The organism is Streptomyces sp. Tu 2975 (assembly GCF_009832925.1).
In the GTDB taxonomy this organism is placed as follows: Bacteria; Actinomycetota; Actinomycetes; order Streptomycetales; family Streptomycetaceae; genus Streptomyces.
The window spans coordinates 1231863-1248228 of sequence record NZ_CP047140.1 but is presented as its reverse complement, the minus strand read 5'-3'; the positions used below and the strand labels follow the sequence as shown (position 1 = coordinate 1248228).

The window sequence follows — 16366 nt, the reverse complement described above, 5'->3', positions numbered from 1 at the left end:
CGGTCGGCATCCCGGCAGCCCCGGGCACACCTGGAAACTAGGGCCGCCGGACCGGTGCTGCCTATAGGGACCCGCTCATCTACCTATACGCAAAGAATCGACCGGGCCCCATGTGCCCCACGGCCCCCGGCGGTCCCGCCCGCGAGCCGGCCCGTCGGCCGCCCCGGCTCATTCGGGGCGCTGGCCGCGTGTCCGTGAAAGATTCTGCCGGGACTGCGACTCCAGCTTGCGCCGGGCCCGGGAGACGTGCTGCTCCACCGTCCGCGGCGACAGATGCAGCGTCGCCGCGATCTCCCGGTTGGTCAGACCGGTCGCCGCCAGGTCCGCCACCTCCTGCTCGCGCGGCGAGAGCCGGTCGCCGTAGCTCGGCCGGCCACGCGGCCGCTGCTCGTCGGCGGGCTGGTGCGCCCGCAGCTCGGCACGGATCCGTGCGGCGTCCCAGACCGCGCCCAGCTCGGTCAACTGCTCCACGCACGAGGTCAGTTCGGCTACCCCGGCGGCCGTGTCCGCCCCCGAGGCCAACTGGCAGCGGGCGGCCCCCTCGGTGGCGAGCACCGTCGCGTACGGGCGTGGCATGCCCGCGAATTCGAGGGCCGCCCGGCGGTACCGTTGGGCCGCTGTCCGCGGGTCGCCGTCCGCCTCGGCGAGCAGCGCGCGGCACCAGTTCAGCGCCGCCGACGACGCGGGCGCCTGGCGGTCCTCGAGGCCCGCCTCGTATTCGTCGATCATCCCCTGGGCCGTGTCGCGTCTGCCCGCGCGCAACGTCGCGTCGACGGCCCACGGCGCCAGCTCCGCCGCCCACACCCACACGCCCTTGTCCCTGATCCGGTCCCAGGCCATCGACGCCTCCGCGACCGCCGCTTCGACGTCGTCGCGGACCAGCGCCATCCGTATCAGCGCCCCTGACGCGGCCGCCACATGCGGCACGGCGGAACCGTCCGTCTCCCGGGAGCCGTCGCCGGCCAGCCACGCCGTCGCCTGCTGCCACTCGCCCCTGGAGATCGCCATCAGCCCGAGAACGGTGCGGCCGTCGACGCCCTGGCCCGGCATGGTGTCCGCCTCCGCGACGAACGCCCGGGCCCGGCCGGTCAGGTCCGACCAGTCGCCCTCGGCCCAGTCCAGCAGCAGCGAGGTGCCGCGGGCACCCTGCTCGACGTACGTCGCACCGCTGCGGGCCGCGAGGGCCACACCCTCGGCGATGAGTCCGCGGGCGGGGCCGAGCTGGCCCAGCCAGAGTGCGCCGTCCGCCGCGTTGCACAGTCCGCGGGCGACGTGCTGACGGCAGGCGGCGTCGTCCGTCTCCCTCGGCAGCTGCTCCAGCACCTGCCAGGCCGCCGGATCGCCGATGTACATCAGCGTGCCCGCCCGGTTGGCGGCGACCGCCGTACGGGCCTCCTCGTCGCCGCTGTCCGCGCCGGCCTTCTCCGCGCGCTCCAGCCAGTACAGATTCCGCTCCAGCGGCACCGTCGACAGCAGCGGCATCGCCAGCGCCGCCATGGCCCTGGCCGCCATCAGCGGCCGCTCCTCGAGTTCCTCCACCGCCTGCTGGAGCTCCAGCCAGCCCTGCATGCCAGCGACCGCCTGGTTGCACAGCAGCAGGCCGAGGTCGAGCCGGATCTGTCCCCGTACAGCGGCCGGCAGGGACTGCTCGTCGAGGATCTGCCGCAGCACCGTCACCGTCTGGTCGCTCCGCAGCCCCAGTACGGCGCTGTGCGCCAGCAGCGGCGCGAGCCGGGCCCTCGCGGCGGGCGGCGCCGTCGGACGGGACAGTGCCTGCTCGAGGATGTCGATCGCTGCCTGGTGCTCGCCGTCGGCCGCGCACTGGAGCGCCGCGTGCTCCACGGCCCGCAGCCACGCCTTCGTCTGACCGCCGTGCCGGCGGTGGCGGGCCAGCGGCACCCACGGCACCGGGTGCCTGCGGCCGAGGGCCGTGGCGGCCCTGCGGTGCATCTCCCGGCGGACGGGGCCCGGCACCTGCCTGTACACCGCTGCCGCCGCCATCGGGACGAAGAAGCCGTAACGGCCCTCCGTGTCCTCCCGCAGCACGCCCGCGCGCAGAGCCTCGACCAGCGCCGCCGTGCCGTCGCCGCCGTCCGGCCCGGCGACCGCGGAGAGCTCGTCCGCCTCCACCGGCTCGTCCAGCACGGCGGCGGCCCAGGCGACGTGCCGGGCCCGGTCCGTGAGCGCCGCCGTACGGCCGAGGGCGAGTTCGGCGAGACGCGGCGGGACGCCCGCCGCCTCCAGGTCCCTGGCCGAGTAGCGCTCCCGCCCGTCGCCCGACTCGCGCAGCAGCCGCACCACGTCGGCGACGACCTGCGGCACCCCGCCGGACCGCTCCTGGACACGGGTGACCAGGTCGGACGGGCATCGCCCCGGGCCGAGTCCCTCCTCGACCAGCTCGCGGACCTGCTGGGCGTCCAGGGGGCCGAGCCGCAGCCGCAGCACGGCGAGGGAGGCGGGGAAGTGCGCCCCCCGGCCCAGGGCGAGGCCGGGCTCGCGCAGTTCCTCCGGGCGGTACGTGACGACCGCCGCGAGCCGGTCCGGCGGCCGGTCAAGCAGTCCGCGCAGCAGCTCGAGGGCCGGGCGGTCGGCGCGGTGGACGTCCTCCGCGACGAGCAGGAAGCGCTCGCCCCGTTCGAGGAGCGGGGCCAGGGCGGCCGGCAGATCGGCGGGGGCCGGCTGCTGCTGCGGCGCGCTGCCGGCCGCCGCCCTTTCGGCCGTCTTCGCCCGGGGCCGGCACACGACGGTGGCTCCGGACGACGAGAACGAGACGGTCACACTGCGCACGGACCGGGCCGCGGCGCCGTCCACCAGACGCGTCGCGAGGCGGGTCTTCCCCGTCCCGGCGGGGCCGTCGACCAGCAGCAGTGCGGCCTCGTCGGCGGGCGGCCCGGCGAGCACGCGCTCGAGCCACCGCCCGGCCGTCTCGTCACTCCACGTGTCCACCGAATCACTCTCCTCGGAGATTCCAAGGCATTTCGATTCTTTACGTATACGGGTTTCAGTGTCCCTGATTGAACGGGAGGTGTCCGGATACGAGTGTTGGGGTTGCCGCAGAACAGCTGCGTGGCTTTCGACGGCCAGGTTGGAGAAGGACTCCCCGGCCGCTGGACCTGAGTCAGGGCGATGCCGCCCGACCGAACAGGAGCCCATGTGATTGCCATGGAACGTGCACCGAGCCCTGCCCCTGGGCGGGCCGGGCCCACCTCCGCGCTGCGAAGCCTGGCCCATTGCGCCATGCCCGCCACGCCGGAGGCCGCACGCGCACTCCGGCGCTTCGCCCGGGCAGTCGCACGCCGATGGCGACTGGCCGAGCACTTCGACGAGGCGCTGTCCGTCATCGTCACCGAACTGGTCACGAACGTGGTGCTGCACAGCGGCAGCCCATGGGTGTCCACGGTGATCAGCGTCCGGGGCGACGCGCTGACGGTCGAGGTCATGGACGGCGGCTGCTGGAAACACCGGGTGACCCGCCGGCAGGAACCGCTCGACGCCGACGTCCCCTGCGGGCGCGGTCTGCGCCTCGTCGACGCCTACGCGACACGGATCATGACGCACCGGATGGAGCTGGGCAGTGTGGTGCTCGCGGAGATCGCGCTCCACACCAGGCCGCCCTTCGTGCGTGACCCGCTCCAGGCCTTCGACGCACATCTGTGAGACATCCCGGGGCTGTGCCGGATCATCCGGAACGGCCCCGTGTGCGCGTGCGGCTCAGCGCGCTCCGAGCAGGTGGTCCATCGCCAGCTGGTCGAGGCGCTCGAACGCCATCCCGCGCTCGGCGGCGGCGTCCACGTCGTAGTCCTCGAACGCGGTCCGGTCCGCCAGCAGCGCCGCCAGCCCGTCCTCGGCCGTCGGCCGCGCCAGCTCGTCCAGGCGTGAGGCACGCAGTGCCTCACGGACCTCGGGGTCGGCGCGGAAGGCCGCGGCACGCTCCTTGAGGATCAGGTAGTTGCGCATGCAGCCCGCCGCCGATTCCCATACGCCGTCGAAGTCCTCGGTCCGCGGCGGCTTGAAGTCGAAGTGCCGCGGGCCCGCGTAACCGGCCGTCTCCAGCAGGTCGACAAGCCAGAACGCGGATCGCAGGTCACCGGCGCCGAAGCGCAGGTCCTGGTCGTACTTGATGCCGCTCTGGCCGTTCAGGTCGATGTGGAAGAGCTTGTCAGCCCACAGCGCCTGCGCGATGGAGTGCGGGAAGTTGAGCCCGGCCATCTGCTCGTGGCCGACCTCCGGGTTGACGCCGTACAGCTCCGGGCGTTCGAGGCGCTCGATGAACGCCAGCGCGTGGCCGACCGTCGGGAGCAGGATGTCGCCGCGCGGCTCGTTCGGCTTGGGCTCGATGGCGAAGCGCAGGTCGTAGCCCTGCTCGGTGACGTACTCGCCCAGCAGGTCGAAGGCTTCCTTCATCCGGTCCAGCGCGACGCGCACATCCTTGGCGCCACCGGACTCGGCGCCCTCACGGCCGCCCCAGGCGACATACGTCTGCGCGCCCAGCTCCACGGCCAGGTCGATGTTGCGGATGGTCTTGCGCAGCGCGTACCGGCGTACGTCACGGTCGTTGGCGGTGAAGCCGCCGTCCTTGAAGACCGGGTGGGTGAAGAGGTTGGTCGTCGCCATCGGCACGATCAGGCCGGTGGCGTCCAGTGCCTCGCGGAAGCGCTTGATGTGCGCCTCGCGCTCACTGTCGTTCGACCCGAAGGGGATCAGGTCGTCGTCGTGGAAGGTCACACCGTACGCACCGAGGTCGGCGAGCCGCCGGACGGACTCCGCAGGGTCCAGGTGCGGCCGGGTCGCGTCCCCGAACGGGTCCCGGCCCTGCCAGCCGACCGTCCAGAGGCCGAAGCTGAACTTGTCCTCGGGGGTGGGGGTGAAGCGTTCCGTCATGGCCATGTCCGCCTTGGATCACTGGTTTGTTTTCTGACCTTACTAATAATGCATGCCGACCCCCGATCACAGAAGCCCCCGAGCACTGTTGTCGCGCGGGCGCGTGACGTAATTTGTTTCCAGCTCGGCCAAATGGCCGCGCACGGGCTCATGGGAGAGGTGCGGCAATGCCGGCGAACGCGGTCGTCATCGGGGTGGACAGCTCCACACAGTCCACGAAAGCGGCGTTCACCGACGTCACCAGCGGGCGGCTCCTCGCCGTCGGCAGGGCGTCCCACCACGTCACCGGCGAGAACGGCGCACGGGAGACCGACCCCGAGGTGTGGTGGCAGGCCCTGGCGGCCGCCGTCGCCGCCGGCCTCAAGGAACTGGCCGGGCTCGGCATCGAACCGGCCGCCGTCACCGGCATCGCGGTCGCCGGACAGCAGCACGGCCTCGTCGTCCTCGATCGCGCCGGCGCCCCCCTGCGGTCCGCCCTGCTGTGGAACGACACCCGCTCCGCGCCGCAGGCCGCCGCCCTCACCGAGGCACTCGGCGGCCCCGACGCATGGACCGCCCGCACGGGTTCCGTCCCCGTCGCCTCCATGACGGCCGCCAAATGGCAGTGGCTGCGGGAGAACGAGCCCGCCGCCGCGGCCGCCGCGGCGGCGGTGCGCCTGCCGCACGACTTCCTCACCGAACGCCTCTCCGGCGTCGCCGCCACCGACCCCGGCGACGCCTCCGGAACCTGCTGGTACTCGACCGCCACGGGCGCGTACGACCCGGCCCTGCTGGACATCGTCGGCCTCGACCCGGCGCTCCTGCCGACCGTCGCGCCGACCGGCGCCACCCGCGTCGGCTCGCTCACATCGGCCGCCGCGGAGCGGCTCGGCCTGCCCGCCGGGATCGCCGTCGCCGCCGGAACCGGTGACAACATGGCCGCGGCGGTCGGCCTCGGGCTCGGCGGAGCGGGACTGCTCGACCACCCGGCCCTCAGCCTCGGCACGTCGGGCACCGTGTTCGCCGCGAGCCGCACCCGCCCCGCGTCACCGGCGCTCGCCGGGTTCGCGGCGGCGGACGGCACGTACCTGCCGCTCGCCTGCACCCTGAACTGCACCCTCGCCGTCGACAAGGTCGCGTCCCTGCTCGGCCTGGACCGGGAGGCCGCGGAGGCCGGCGGCGAGGTCGTCCTGCTGCCGTACCTCGACGGCGAACGGACACCCGACCTGCCGGGCGCGTCCGGCATGCTGACCGGCCTGCGCCACACGACCACCCGCCAGCAGATCCTCGGCGCGGCCTACGAAGGGGCCGCCGTGACCGTCCTGCGCGCCCTCGACGAGGTCATGCGCGCTTGCGGCCAGGACCCGGCGGACCCCGTGACCGCCGCGCGCCCCCTCCGGCTGGTGGGCGGCGGGGCGAACGGCCGCCACTGGGTGGAGACCGTGCGCCGCCTGTCGGGCCGACCCCTGCTGATCCCCGCCAGCGGCGAACTCGTCGCCCTCGGGGCCTCCGCGCTGGCCGCTGCGGCGGCTACCGGAGCGGACCCGGTGGCCCTGGCGGCGGACTGGGGAGCGGGCTCCGGGACGGCACTGGAGGCGGTGGAGCGGGACATGGAGACGTGGGAGCGGGTGTCGTCGGCGGTGGAGGCGGCGGCGGGGGGCTGACGGCCTCCCTTCTCCGGGGGCTCGCCCCCCCACGCCTGGAGGCGTGGGGGACGAGCCCCAGGACCCCTGCCACCCTCGAACGCCGGACGGGCTGGAATTGCACGGCAATTCCAGCCCGTCCGGCGTTCGAGGACATCGCGCGAAGCGCGGTACGGGTCCGGGCGGAGCCCGGTTTCGGGAAGGGGCGGGGCGGGGGAGCGCCCGCGCAGCGGCCACCCGCCCGCACCCGACGTAACGCACCGTCACGGATAGAAGTGCGTCAGCGACTCCGCCACGCACGCCGGCTTCGGCGAGCCCTCCAGTTCGAACGTGAACGCCCGCGTCATGCCCACCCCGCCGCGTTTGACCGGCACCACCGACGTGACCGCCGCGTGGAGGCGGACCCGGCTGCCGGCCGGGACGGGGGAGGGGAAGCGGACTTTGTTGACGCCGTAGTTGAGGGCCATGCCCACTCCCGTGACCTGGAGCAGTTCGGCGAACATCGGGATGCCCCAGCTGAGGACCATGTACCCGTGGGCGATGGTCCCGCCGTAGGGGCCGTGCGCCGCGCGCTCGGTGTCCGTGTGGATCCACTGGTGGTCGCCGGAGACGGCGGCGAACATGTCGATCAGGTCCTGGGTGACCTCCCGCCACCGGGAGTGGCCGAGGTCCCGGCCGGTCAGTGCGCTGATCTCGGGGATGCCGTCGACGATGAGGGGGGTCATGCTGTCTGCCGCCTCCCGTTCAGACCGTCGTGGTGACGGCGGCGGTCGCGTTCGGCGCGGGCTGCGCCGCCGCTTCGTCCGCGAGCTCGTCGTGGTTGGGGCGGCGCAGGATCAGCACCATGCAGCCGAGAGTGAGCAGCACCTGGAAGACCGCGTAGAAGATGACCGCGGTGATCGAGCCGGTCCAGTTCAGCAGGGACTGGCCGACGATCGGGGTGGTGCCGCCGAGGATCGTGCCGCACAGCTGGTAGCAGAGGGAGATGCCGGTGTAGCGGACGTTCGCGGGGAAGCGGCTCGCGAGCATTCCGGCGAGAGCCGCGTAGTACAGGCAGTGCGGGATCGTGGCGACGGACACGCCGATCATCGCGAGGGTGTAGTTCTCCGTGCCGATGAGGACGAACATCAGCGGCAGGAGGGCGATCTCGGGGAGCAGCATCACGCAGACCGCGCGGGTCATGCTCTTCATCCGCGTCGCCAGCACGGCGCCGAAGGGCTGCACCAGGACCTGCACGACGTTGGCGACCAGGATGATCGTGAGGAACGAGCTGCGGTCGAAGTCCAGGCTGCTGGTGGCCCAGGAGAGGGCGAACGTCGACTTGAAGTAGGTGGCGGAGAGGCCGATCGTGCAGGCGCCGATGCCGAGCAGGATCAGCGTCGGCTGGGTGCGCAGCACTTCGGTGAGCGGCAGCTTGGAGACGTTCTTGGTCCTGATGGCCTTGGCCATGGCCGGCGACTCGGCGACCCGCATCCGCACGAACAGGCCGACGAAGACGAGCACCGCGGAGGCGAGGAAGGGGATGCGCCAACCCCAGGCGACGAAGTCGTCGTTCGGCAGCTGGCTGATGGCCAGGAAGCTGATGGTGCTGAGGGTGTTGCCGACGGGTGAGCCCTGCTGGGCGAAGGCGCCGTAGAGGATGGACTTGCCCTTGGGGGCGTGCTCGGAGGCGATCAGCACGGAGCCGCCCCACTCGCCGCCGAGTCCGATGCCCTGCACCATGCGGATGCACACCAGCAGGATCGGCGCCGCGACACCGATCGAGGAGTAGCCGGGCAGCAGACCGATGAGGGTCGTGGCGATGCCCATCATCAGCAGGGTGATGACGAGGGTCTTCTTACGGCCGAGCCGGTCGCCGAAGTGGCCGAAGATGATGCCGCCGAGCGGGCGGGCGAGGAAGCCCACCCAGAACGTCGCGAACGCGACCAGGGTGCCCAAGGGGCCTTCGAGCTCGGGGAAGAAGACCTCGTCGAAGACGAGGGCCGCGGCCGTTCCGTAGATGTAGAAGTCGAACCATTCGATGGTGGAGCCGATGAAGGCTCCCAGCCCCGCGCGGTTGGCGGTTCTCTTCTGCTCGCGTGCGGTGGACGCACTCATGCTGCGGCTCCCAGGGGACAGTGATCAGGGGGAGCGGGAGGGGGCGCCGTCCCGGCGTGTGGGGCCTCCCGTCGTGACGGGCGTAACGCTGCCAGGCGGAACCTAGACGGGTCCAATACCGAATAGCTGCCGCAGTGAGAGGCTCCGCGTCTGGATCGGGCGGCCGGAACGCATCGTTCCACGTTGACACCGGGGAGGCCCGGGTGACCGTGTCACCCGGGCCTCCCCGGTGCGCGTGGGCGCTGGGGTGCCGTTCTCTGTGCCGTTCCGTGCGTCAGGCCGGCACGCGCTCGAAGACGGCCGCCAGAGCCTGCCCGCCGCCGATGCACATGGTCTCCAGCCCGTAGCGGGCCTCACGGCGGCGCATCTCGTGGGCCAGGGTCGCCAGGATGCGGACTCCGGTGGCGCCCACCGGGTGGCCCAGTGAGATGCCGGAGCCGTTGACGTTGATCCGCTCGTGGTCGGCCTCCGACAGAGCCAGCTCCCGGGTGCAGGCCAGGACCTGCGCGGCGAAGGCCTCGTTCAGCTCGATCAGGTCCAGGTCGGCGAGCTTCAGCCCGGCGCGCTCCAGCGCCGCCCGGGTCGCCGGCACGGGGCCGATCCCCATCGTCCCGGCGGGCACACCGGCCCGGGCGAAGGACACCAGGCGCACCATCGGGGTCAGCCCCAGCCGCTCCGCGGTCCCGGCGCTGGTCACCAGACAGGCCGCCGCCGCGTCGTTCTGCCCGCTCGCGTTGCCCGCCGTGACCGTCGCCTCCGGGTCGGAGCCGATGGTGAGCGGCCGCAGCGAGGCGAGCTTCTCCGCCGTGGTGTCCGGGCGCGGGTGCTCGTCGGCAGAGACCAGCGTCTCGCCCTTACGGCCGCGTACGGGCACGGGCACGATCTCGTGGTCGAACAGTCCGGTCCCCATGGCCCGCCCGGCCCGCTGCTGGGAGCGGAGCGCCAGGGCGTCCTGGTCCTCCCGGCTGATCCCGTACTCGCGGCGGAGGTTCTCCGCGGTCTCGATCATGCCGCCGGGCACCGGGTGGTTGACGCCGCCGGCGGTCACCCTGCCCCGCGCGAGCGAGTCGTGCAGCTGAAGGCCGGGGCCCTTGATGCCCCAGCGGCCGTCGTGCGTGTAGTACGGCGCCGCGCTCATCACCTCGACGCCGCCTGCGATCACCACGTCGCTGAAACCGGCTTGGATCTGCATGGCCGCGTCCAGTACCGCCTGAAGGCCCGAGCCGCAGCGGCGGTCGACCTGTACCCCGGTCACGGACACCGGCAGCCCGGCGTCCAGTGCGGCAACCCGGCCGATCGCCGGGGCGTCGGACGTCGGATAGGCGTGACCGAGAATCACCTCGTCGACCTGGTCGGGGGCGATGCCGGTGCGGCGGACCACCTCCGCGATCACGTGCGCCGCGAGAGCGGAGGGACGCAGGCTCGAGAGGGCGCCGCCGAACCTGCCGATGGGGGTGCGGAGCGGTTCGCAGATGACGACATCGGGCTGACCGGACATGCGGTGGCCTTCCTGGGTAGGGGCGGGGTGATGCTCTGCCGACCCTTCCACCGGCCGCCGTGTCCGGTCCAATATCCGATCGGGGGCCGATTGAGACGGCGGGCGAATCAATCGCTCAGGGCGCTGGAGATCAGTCGCACAGGGCGGTGGGGGATCAGTCGCGCGGCACGCCGGCCGGTCCGGCGGGTGTCGGCAGCGCCTCGTCGGCCACCGCCAGCACACTGCGCAGGGCCGCCGACGGATTGTCGGTGCGCCAGGCGAGCGCGGCCTGGAGGCGGGTCGGCGGGCCGGCCAGCGGCCGGTGCACCATGCCCGTCTGCTGGATGTGCAGGCAGGAGGAGAGTGTGAGCGTCACGCCCACGCCCGCGGCCACCAGCGCCAGGATCGTGTACGAGTCGGGGGCCTCCTGCACCACCCGCGGATGGAACCCGGCGTCCTCGCAGGCCCGGAACGTGGCGTCGCGCAGCGTGGAGCCGGCATTCGCGGGGAAGCTGACGAACGGCTCCGCGGCCAGGTCGGCCACCGCGATCCGCTCACGACTCGCGAGGGGATGGTCCTGCGGCAGCGCGCACAGCAGCTCCTCCTCTCCGATCACCCGTGTCTCGACACCGGGCCGGCCGGCGGGCAGCCGCACGAAGCCCAGGTCGAGCGAGCCGTCCGCGACCTTGGCCAGGGCGACATCGGCGTAGGTCTGACCCTGCATGACCAGCTCCAGGCCGGGATGGGCGGCGCGGACCGCCCGGGTGAGCAGGGGCAGGGTGTGGTGCGAGGAGGCGCCGGCGAAGCCGACGGTGACCCGTCCGTACTCTCCCTGGCCCGCCGCCTTCGCCACCCGTACGGCGATGTCCAGATCGTCCAGCACCGTGCGCACCGGCTTGAGGAAGGACTGCCCCGCGCTGGTGAGCCGTACCGAGCGGGTGTTGCGCTCGAACAGCTGCACGCCGAGCTCCCGCTCCAACTGGCGGATCTGCTGGCTCAGCGGCGGCTGAGCCATCTGGAGCCGTCTGGCGGCGCGGCCGAAGTGCAGTTCCTCGGCGACCGCGAGAAAGGAGGTCAGATAGCGCAGTTCCACGGCCGTCCCGTTCCGTTCCGTCGGATTTCACCGGACGCCCGGCGGCTATGTCGCCTGACGTCTCAATGCGACCTTAATTTGGTATTGGACAGTAATCAATGGTGCTGGCAGCGTGTGGGCCGTGGACAAGACCATGACAATGAAGGACGCGATCGCCTCGTTCGTGCACGACGGCGACACGGTGTCCCTCGAAGGCTTCACCCATCTCATCCCGACGGCCGCCGGCCACGAGATCATCCGCCAGGGCCGCAGGAACCTCACGGTGGTGCGGATGACGGCGGACATCGTGGTGGACCAACTGCTCGCGGGCGGCTGCGTCACCAAGCTGGTCTCCTCCTTCGTCGGCAACTCCTCGGCCGGCTCGCTCGGAGAGCTGCGGCGGCGCATCGAGTCCGCCGACCCCGAGCCGCTGGAGTTCGAGGAGTACAGCCACTACGGGATGATCTGCCGCTATCTCGCCGGTGCCCAGCGCCTGCCCTTCCACCCGCTGCGCTCCTACGCCGGAAGCGACCTCCCCTCGGTCAACCCCGGGATCCGGAAGGTCACTTCGCCCTACCCCGGCCCTGACGGAGCCACGGAGGAGATCTACGTGGTCCCGCCGGTCAACCCGGACGTGACCATCGTCCACGCGCAGCGCGCGGACCGCTCCGGCAACACCCAGGTCTGGGGCCTCACCGGCGTCCAGGCAGAAGCGGTCTACGCCGCCAGGAAGGCCGTCGTGGTGGTGGAGGAGATCGTCGAGGACGAGGTGGTGCGCTCCGACCCCAACCGGACCGTCATCCCCTCGCACGCCGTACACGCCGTCGTCGCCTGCCCGCGCGGCGCCCACCCGTCCTTCGCCCAGGGCTACTACGACCGGGACAACGCCTTCTACCGGTCCTGGTCGCACATCAGCAAGGACCCCGCCCGGCTGCGGGACTGGATGGCCGAGTGGGTGTACGGGACCCGCGACCACGCCGAGTACGTCGCCAAGCAGGGCGAGGAGTTCTGGGCGGGGCTGGCCGTGGGCGAGGCGATGAGCCTGCCCGTGAACTACGGACGACGGCTGTGACCGAGCCACCGACCGACGGACCGAACGACGGAGACAAGAAGATGACAGCCGCCGGTACCGCGACCTCCTCGGAGCTCCTCTCCGTCGTCGCGTCCCGTGAACTCGCCGGGCGACGGACCGTGTTCGCCGGGATCGGCCTGCCCACCCTGGCCGCCTCGCTCGCCCACCTCACCGTCGCGCCACGCCTCGAGATCGTCTACGAGTCGGGGGTCTGCGGCGCGCACCCCTCGCAGCTGCCGGAGACGATCGCCGACGCCGTCCTCATCACCGGCGCCGAGGCCGTCCTGTCCATGGCCACCCTCTTCGGCTCCGTGCTCCAGGGCGGGCACATCGACGTCGGCTTCCTCGGCGCCGCCCAGATCGACCGCCACGGCAACCTCAACTCCTCCGTGATCGGCGACTGGGACAGCCCGAAGGTACGCCTCCCCGGCTCCGGCGGAGCCATGGAAGTCATGGCCAACTCGGGCGAGGTGTTCGTGGTGATGCGCCGTCACGATCCCCGCTCGTTCATGGCCGAACTCGACTTCTGCACCTCGCCCGGCCCCGACCGGGCGCTCGCCGACGGCATCACGCCGCGCGGCGCGGGAGTCACCCGCGTCATCACCGACCTGGGCATCCTCGCCCGGGCGGGCGCCGGCGAGGAGCTGCGGCTGGTCGCCGTGCATCCGGGTGTCACCGTCGACCAGGTCCGGGCCGCCACCGGCTGGGACCTCCAGGTCGCCGACGACGTCGCCACCGTCGAACCGCCCACCGCGGCCGAACTGCGGCTGCTCCGCGAGGACGTCGACCCCGGACGCGTCTATCTGCGCTGAGACACGGCGGGACGGAGCGCGGGCCATGCAGCGGACAGGGCGGGCAGACGCCGACACGCGCCACGTACACGCGCACACGCGCCACGTACACGCGCACACGCGCCACGTACACGCGCACACGCGCCACGTACACGCGCACGCGCCGCCCGCACAGGCCGGACACGAGTAACAAGGGACGAGGGAACCGTATGCGCATCAGGATCGTCGGGGCCGGGGTCATGGGCCGGGGGATCGCCCAGTGGGCCGTGACCGCCGGACACACCGTCGAACTGGCCGACGCCCGGCCGGAGTCCGTGGACGAGGCCGTCGGCTTCGTCACCGGGATGCTCGGCCGCGCCGTCGAGAAGGGGCGCACCTCCGCCGAGGACGCCGCCGCCGCGGCGGAGCGGCTGGTGCCGCTGCGCTCCCCGCTGGCTCCCGGCGACGGCGTCGACCTCGTCGTCGAGGCGGTGCTGGAGGACCTGGCGGTCAAGACCGAGCTCTTCACGGGCCTGGAGAAGGTCCTGCCGGCGTCGGCGGTCTTCGCGACCAACACCTCCTCGCTGTCCGTCACCCGGATCGCGGCCGGGCTGGCCGACCCGCCGCGGCTGGCGGGGCTGCACTTCTTCAACCCCGTACCGCTGATGAGGATCGCCGAGGTGATCCCCGGCGCCGCCACCCGCCCCGCCGTGGTGCCGTTCCTCGTCGATCTCGTGGAGAGGAGCGGACACCGCGCGGTCGTCGTGGCCGACACCCCGGGCTTCCTCGTCAACCACGCGGGGCGGGGCCTGATCACCGAGGCGCTGGCCCTGCTGGAGGAGGACGTCGCCGACGCCGCCGGCATCGACCGGATCGCCCGTGACGTACTCGGGCTGCGCATGGGCCCCTTCGAACTCACCGACCTCACCGGGCTCGACGTCACCGCCTCCGTCATCGACACCGTCTGGCAGGGATTCCGCCACTCGGAGCGCCTCCGCCCGTCGTACCTCACACCGAACCGGGTGGCCGCCGGGCTGCACGGCCGCAAGACCGGCCGCGGCTTCTACGACCACGGCCCCGACGCGCCGGGCGTCCCCGCGGAGCCGCCGGTCACCGGCGACGCCGCCCGGCCGGTCCATGTGCCCGGCGACACGCCGGACGCGCGAGAAGTACGCCGCGTCCTGCGCGCAGCCGGCGCGGTCCTCGACGAGGGGGAACGGCCCGGCGACCGCGCCGTGACGCTCGTCCCCGTGTGGGGAACCACCGTCGCGGCGGCCGTCGCGGAGCTCGGCCTGCCCTCGGGACGCACGCTCGGTGTCGACCCGCTCTCCCTGGACACGCGCCGGCGGGTGCTCGCCATGACACCCGCCTGTGACCCGGACGCGGTACGCGACGCACGCGCGGTGCTTGCCCGGTCCCACGACGCGGCCGTGCCTGTGCCCGTGTCCGTGGTGCGCGACACCGCCGGATCGGTCGCCCAGCGGCTGCTCGCCTCCATCGTCTCGGTCGCGGCGTCGATCGCCGAGCGCGCGATCGCCACGCCCGCCGACATCGATCTCGCCGTGACAGCCGGCCTCGGCTACCCCCACGGCCCGCTCGCCTGGGGCGACCGGACCGGCGCGGCCCGGATGCTGGCGCTGCACCGCGCCCTGTACGGGACGACGGGCGATCCCCGCTACCGCCCGACTCGGTGGGTCACCGAACGGGCCCAGCTCGGCCTGCCCTTGACGGAAGCGGGGGCACCGCCGCCGCACGCCGCGAGGTGACGCCGGACAGGGCGCCGACCCGTTCCGGCGTCGAAGTGCCGGGCGACCAGGGCGAGCAGACCCGCGCCCGTGGAGGCCGACAGGACCAGGGCCAGGCCGATCACCTGCCACGGTGACCTTCTCGTGGCCGTCATGTCGTCCATGTCGTTCCCTCGCGTGGGGGCCCGGCGGCGGGGGACCGGCAGGAGCCTCTCTTTCCGGCCCTCGGGCACATCCTGCACCGCGGCCGGACCGGCTCGCCTGAGTCAGCGATCATGAAAGTCGGATCCGACCGGGCAGACCACGCGAGGCGGAACCCGGTCGCCGAACCGCTGCGCCACGGGCCGGGCCCCGTCAGGCCGACGGACGCGGCGCGTACGCCACCGGGTCGGCCAGGACGTCCTGGACGACGAGGGCCGCAGCCCCCCGGGCGGCGTCCGCCGCGGGGGAGGACGCCCGCAGGCGGGCGCTCGTCGGGGACCACAGGCCGGAGACCACGCGGGCCTCCAGTTCCGCGCCCGTCGGCGGGCCCAGCCACGGCATCAGGGGCCGGTAGACGCCGCCGAGGACGACCGCGTCCGGGTCGAAGAGATTCACCGCGCCCGACACCGCGCGACCCAGCGCCCGGCCCGCCCCTGCCAGCGCGGCGAGCGCGGCGTCGTCGCCCGTGCGGGCACGGTGTTCCAGTTCCGCCATGCCCGCCGCTCCGGCGCGTTCGTCGAGGCCGGCGGCGCGCAGCAGCGCGGCCTGGCCGGCGTACTGCTCCAGGCAGCCGTGGGACCCGCACCGGCACAGCGGGCCGTCGTCCGAGACGGAGACGTGGCCGATCTCGCCGGCGAACCCGTTCGCCCCGCGCAGCAGTTCGCCGTCCAGCACCAGCGCCCCGCCGACCCCGATCTCGCCCGTCAGGTACAGGAAGCTGCGTACGTCGCCGAGGCCGCCGAACCACAGCTCGGCGAGCGCGGCGAGGTTCGCCTCGTTCTCGGAGCGGACCGGCAGGGCGGGCAGGCCCGGCCGCAGCGCCGCGAGGGCCTCGGCGAACGGGATCTCCGCCGGTACGGAGGTCCAGCCCAGGTTGGGCGCCTGCAGCACCGAGCCGCCGGAGATCAGTCCCGGCAGGGCCAGCTCGGCGCCGACCGGCCGCAGTTCCTGCTCGGTCGCCGACGCCAGCGCGCGAGCCGCGATCCGGGCGGCGCGGCCGAACACCTCGGCCGGCGCGGCGCCCCGGTTGTCCAGATGCTCCACGAGCCGCACCCGGTCGGTGCCGGCGAGGTCGACGACGCACACCGCGACGTAGTCGACGTTGATCTCGACGCCGATGCCCGCGAGGCCGGTGCGCGCGACCTTGAGCACCGTGCCCGGCCGGCCCGCCTGGCCGCTGAAGGTCTTGCCCGACTCGGACAGGAAGCCGCTGTCGATCAGCTGCTCGACGAGGGAGGAGACGGCGGCACGGGTCAGCCCCACGCGTGCCGCGACACCGGCGCGGGTGGCCTCGACCTGGTCGCGGACCGTCCGCAGGACCAGGCTGAGGTTGTGCCGGCGCACGGTTTCGCGGTCGGCCTTCGGCTCCATCGGAGTCCGGCCGCCCGTCCCGGCGCGGGTGCTGCCTGAGTGATTGCCGTTCATATTG

At 73.0% G+C, this 16366-nt stretch carries 12 protein-coding genes; 5 read left to right on the top strand and 7 right to left on the bottom strand.

Annotated elements, in window-relative coordinates; all coding sequences use genetic code 11:
* Nucleotides 1-168 precede the first annotated feature (168 nt).
* Complete coding sequence (locus GLX30_RS05385) at nt 169-2946, bottom strand: LuxR C-terminal-related transcriptional regulator (protein ID WP_244258015.1); 2778 nt, start codon at nt 2944-2946, stop codon at nt 169-171.
* A 291-nt stretch (nt 2947-3237) separates the two neighbouring features.
* Here GLX30_RS05385 and GLX30_RS05380 point away from each other — a divergent pair, with 291 nt between their 5' ends.
* Nucleotides 3238-3657, top strand: coding sequence for an ATP-binding protein (locus tag GLX30_RS05380; RefSeq protein ID WP_244258014.1), 420 nt, complete (start codon nt 3238-3240; stop codon nt 3655-3657).
* A gap of 54 nt (nt 3658-3711) precedes the next feature.
* On the opposite strand, the gene xylA is transcribed toward GLX30_RS05380, so the two are convergent.
* Nucleotides 3712-4881, bottom strand: a complete 1170-nt coding sequence (gene xylA, locus GLX30_RS05375) for a xylose isomerase (RefSeq protein ID WP_159684181.1) — start codon at nt 4879-4881, stop codon at nt 3712-3714.
* A gap of 167 nt (nt 4882-5048) precedes the next feature.
* Here xylA and xylB point away from each other — a divergent pair, with 167 nt between their 5' ends.
* Entirely contained in the window at nt 5049-6524 is a 1476-nt protein-coding gene (gene xylB, locus GLX30_RS05370) for a xylulokinase (RefSeq protein WP_159684179.1), read from the top strand.
* A gap of 242 nt (nt 6525-6766) precedes the next feature.
* On the opposite strand, the gene GLX30_RS05365 is transcribed toward xylB, so the two are convergent.
* From GLX30_RS05365 to GLX30_RS05350, 4 genes are all read right to left on the bottom strand, one after another.
* Nucleotides 6767-7228 carry a MaoC family dehydratase gene (locus GLX30_RS05365; protein WP_159684176.1) on the bottom strand — a complete coding sequence of 154 codons (462 nt, stop codon included), beginning with the start codon at nt 7226-7228 and terminating at the stop codon, nt 6767-6769.
* A gap of 19 nt (nt 7229-7247) precedes the next feature.
* Complete coding sequence (locus GLX30_RS05360) at nt 7248-8600, bottom strand: MFS transporter (protein WP_159684173.1); 1353 nt, start codon at nt 8598-8600, stop codon at nt 7248-7250.
* Nucleotides 8601-8874: 274 nt separating this feature from the next.
* Nucleotides 8875-10098 carry an acetyl-CoA C-acetyltransferase gene (locus tag GLX30_RS05355; RefSeq protein ID WP_159684170.1) on the bottom strand — a complete coding sequence of 408 codons (1224 nt, stop codon included), beginning with the start codon at nt 10096-10098 and terminating at the stop codon, nt 8875-8877.
* A 154-nt stretch (nt 10099-10252) separates the two neighbouring features.
* Entirely contained in the window at nt 10253-11170 is a 918-nt protein-coding gene (locus tag GLX30_RS05350) for a LysR family transcriptional regulator (protein ID WP_159684167.1), read from the bottom strand.
* Nucleotides 11171-11291: 121 nt separating this feature from the next.
* Between GLX30_RS05350 and GLX30_RS05345 the strand changes: the two genes are divergently transcribed.
* From GLX30_RS05345 to GLX30_RS05335, 3 genes are all read left to right on the top strand, one after another.
* On the top strand, nt 11292-12221 hold the full coding sequence (locus GLX30_RS05345) for a CoA-transferase (protein WP_244258013.1): 930 nt from the start codon (nt 11292-11294) through the stop codon (nt 12219-12221).
* A gap of 41 nt (nt 12222-12262) precedes the next feature.
* Complete coding sequence (locus GLX30_RS05340) at nt 12263-13033, top strand: CoA-transferase (RefSeq protein WP_159684164.1); 771 nt, start codon at nt 12263-12265, stop codon at nt 13031-13033.
* A gap of 188 nt (nt 13034-13221) precedes the next feature.
* Complete coding sequence (locus GLX30_RS05335) at nt 13222-14757, top strand: 3-hydroxyacyl-CoA dehydrogenase (protein ID WP_159684162.1); 1536 nt, start codon at nt 13222-13224, stop codon at nt 14755-14757.
* Nucleotides 14758-15090: 333 nt separating this feature from the next.
* On the opposite strand, the gene GLX30_RS05330 is transcribed toward GLX30_RS05335, so the two are convergent.
* Entirely contained in the window at nt 15091-16362 is a 1272-nt protein-coding gene (locus GLX30_RS05330) for an ROK family protein (RefSeq protein ID WP_159684160.1), read from the bottom strand.
* Nucleotides 16363-16366 lie beyond the last annotated feature (4 nt).

Excerpts from the sequence above, each read along its gene's own strand:
- GLX30_RS05380 (WP_244258014.1), top strand. The coding sequence starts at position 3,238 with ATGCCCGCCACGCCGGAGGCCGCACGCGCACTCCGGCGCTTCGCCCGG.
- xylA (WP_159684181.1), bottom strand. The coding sequence starts at position 4,881 with ATGACGGAACGCTTCACCCCCACCCCCGAGGACAAGTTCAGCTTCGGC.
- xylB (WP_159684179.1), top strand. The coding sequence starts at position 5,049 with ATGCCGGCGAACGCGGTCGTCATCGGGGTGGACAGCTCCACACAGTCC.
- GLX30_RS05365 (WP_159684176.1), bottom strand. The coding sequence starts at position 7,228 with ATGACCCCCCTCATCGTCGACGGCATCCCCGAGATCAGCGCACTGACC.
- GLX30_RS05360 (WP_159684173.1), bottom strand. The coding sequence starts at position 8,600 with ATGAGTGCGTCCACCGCACGCGAGCAGAAGAGAACCGCCAACCGCGCG.
- GLX30_RS05355 (WP_159684170.1), bottom strand. The coding sequence starts at position 10,098 with ATGTCCGGTCAGCCCGATGTCGTCATCTGCGAACCGCTCCGCACCCCC.
- GLX30_RS05340 (WP_159684164.1), top strand. The coding sequence starts at position 12,263 with ATGACAGCCGCCGGTACCGCGACCTCCTCGGAGCTCCTCTCCGTCGTC.
- GLX30_RS05335 (WP_159684162.1), top strand. The coding sequence starts at position 13,222 with ATGCGCATCAGGATCGTCGGGGCCGGGGTCATGGGCCGGGGGATCGCC.
- GLX30_RS05330 (WP_159684160.1), bottom strand. The coding sequence starts at position 16,362 with ATGAACGGCAATCACTCAGGCAGCACCCGCGCCGGGACGGGCGGCCGG.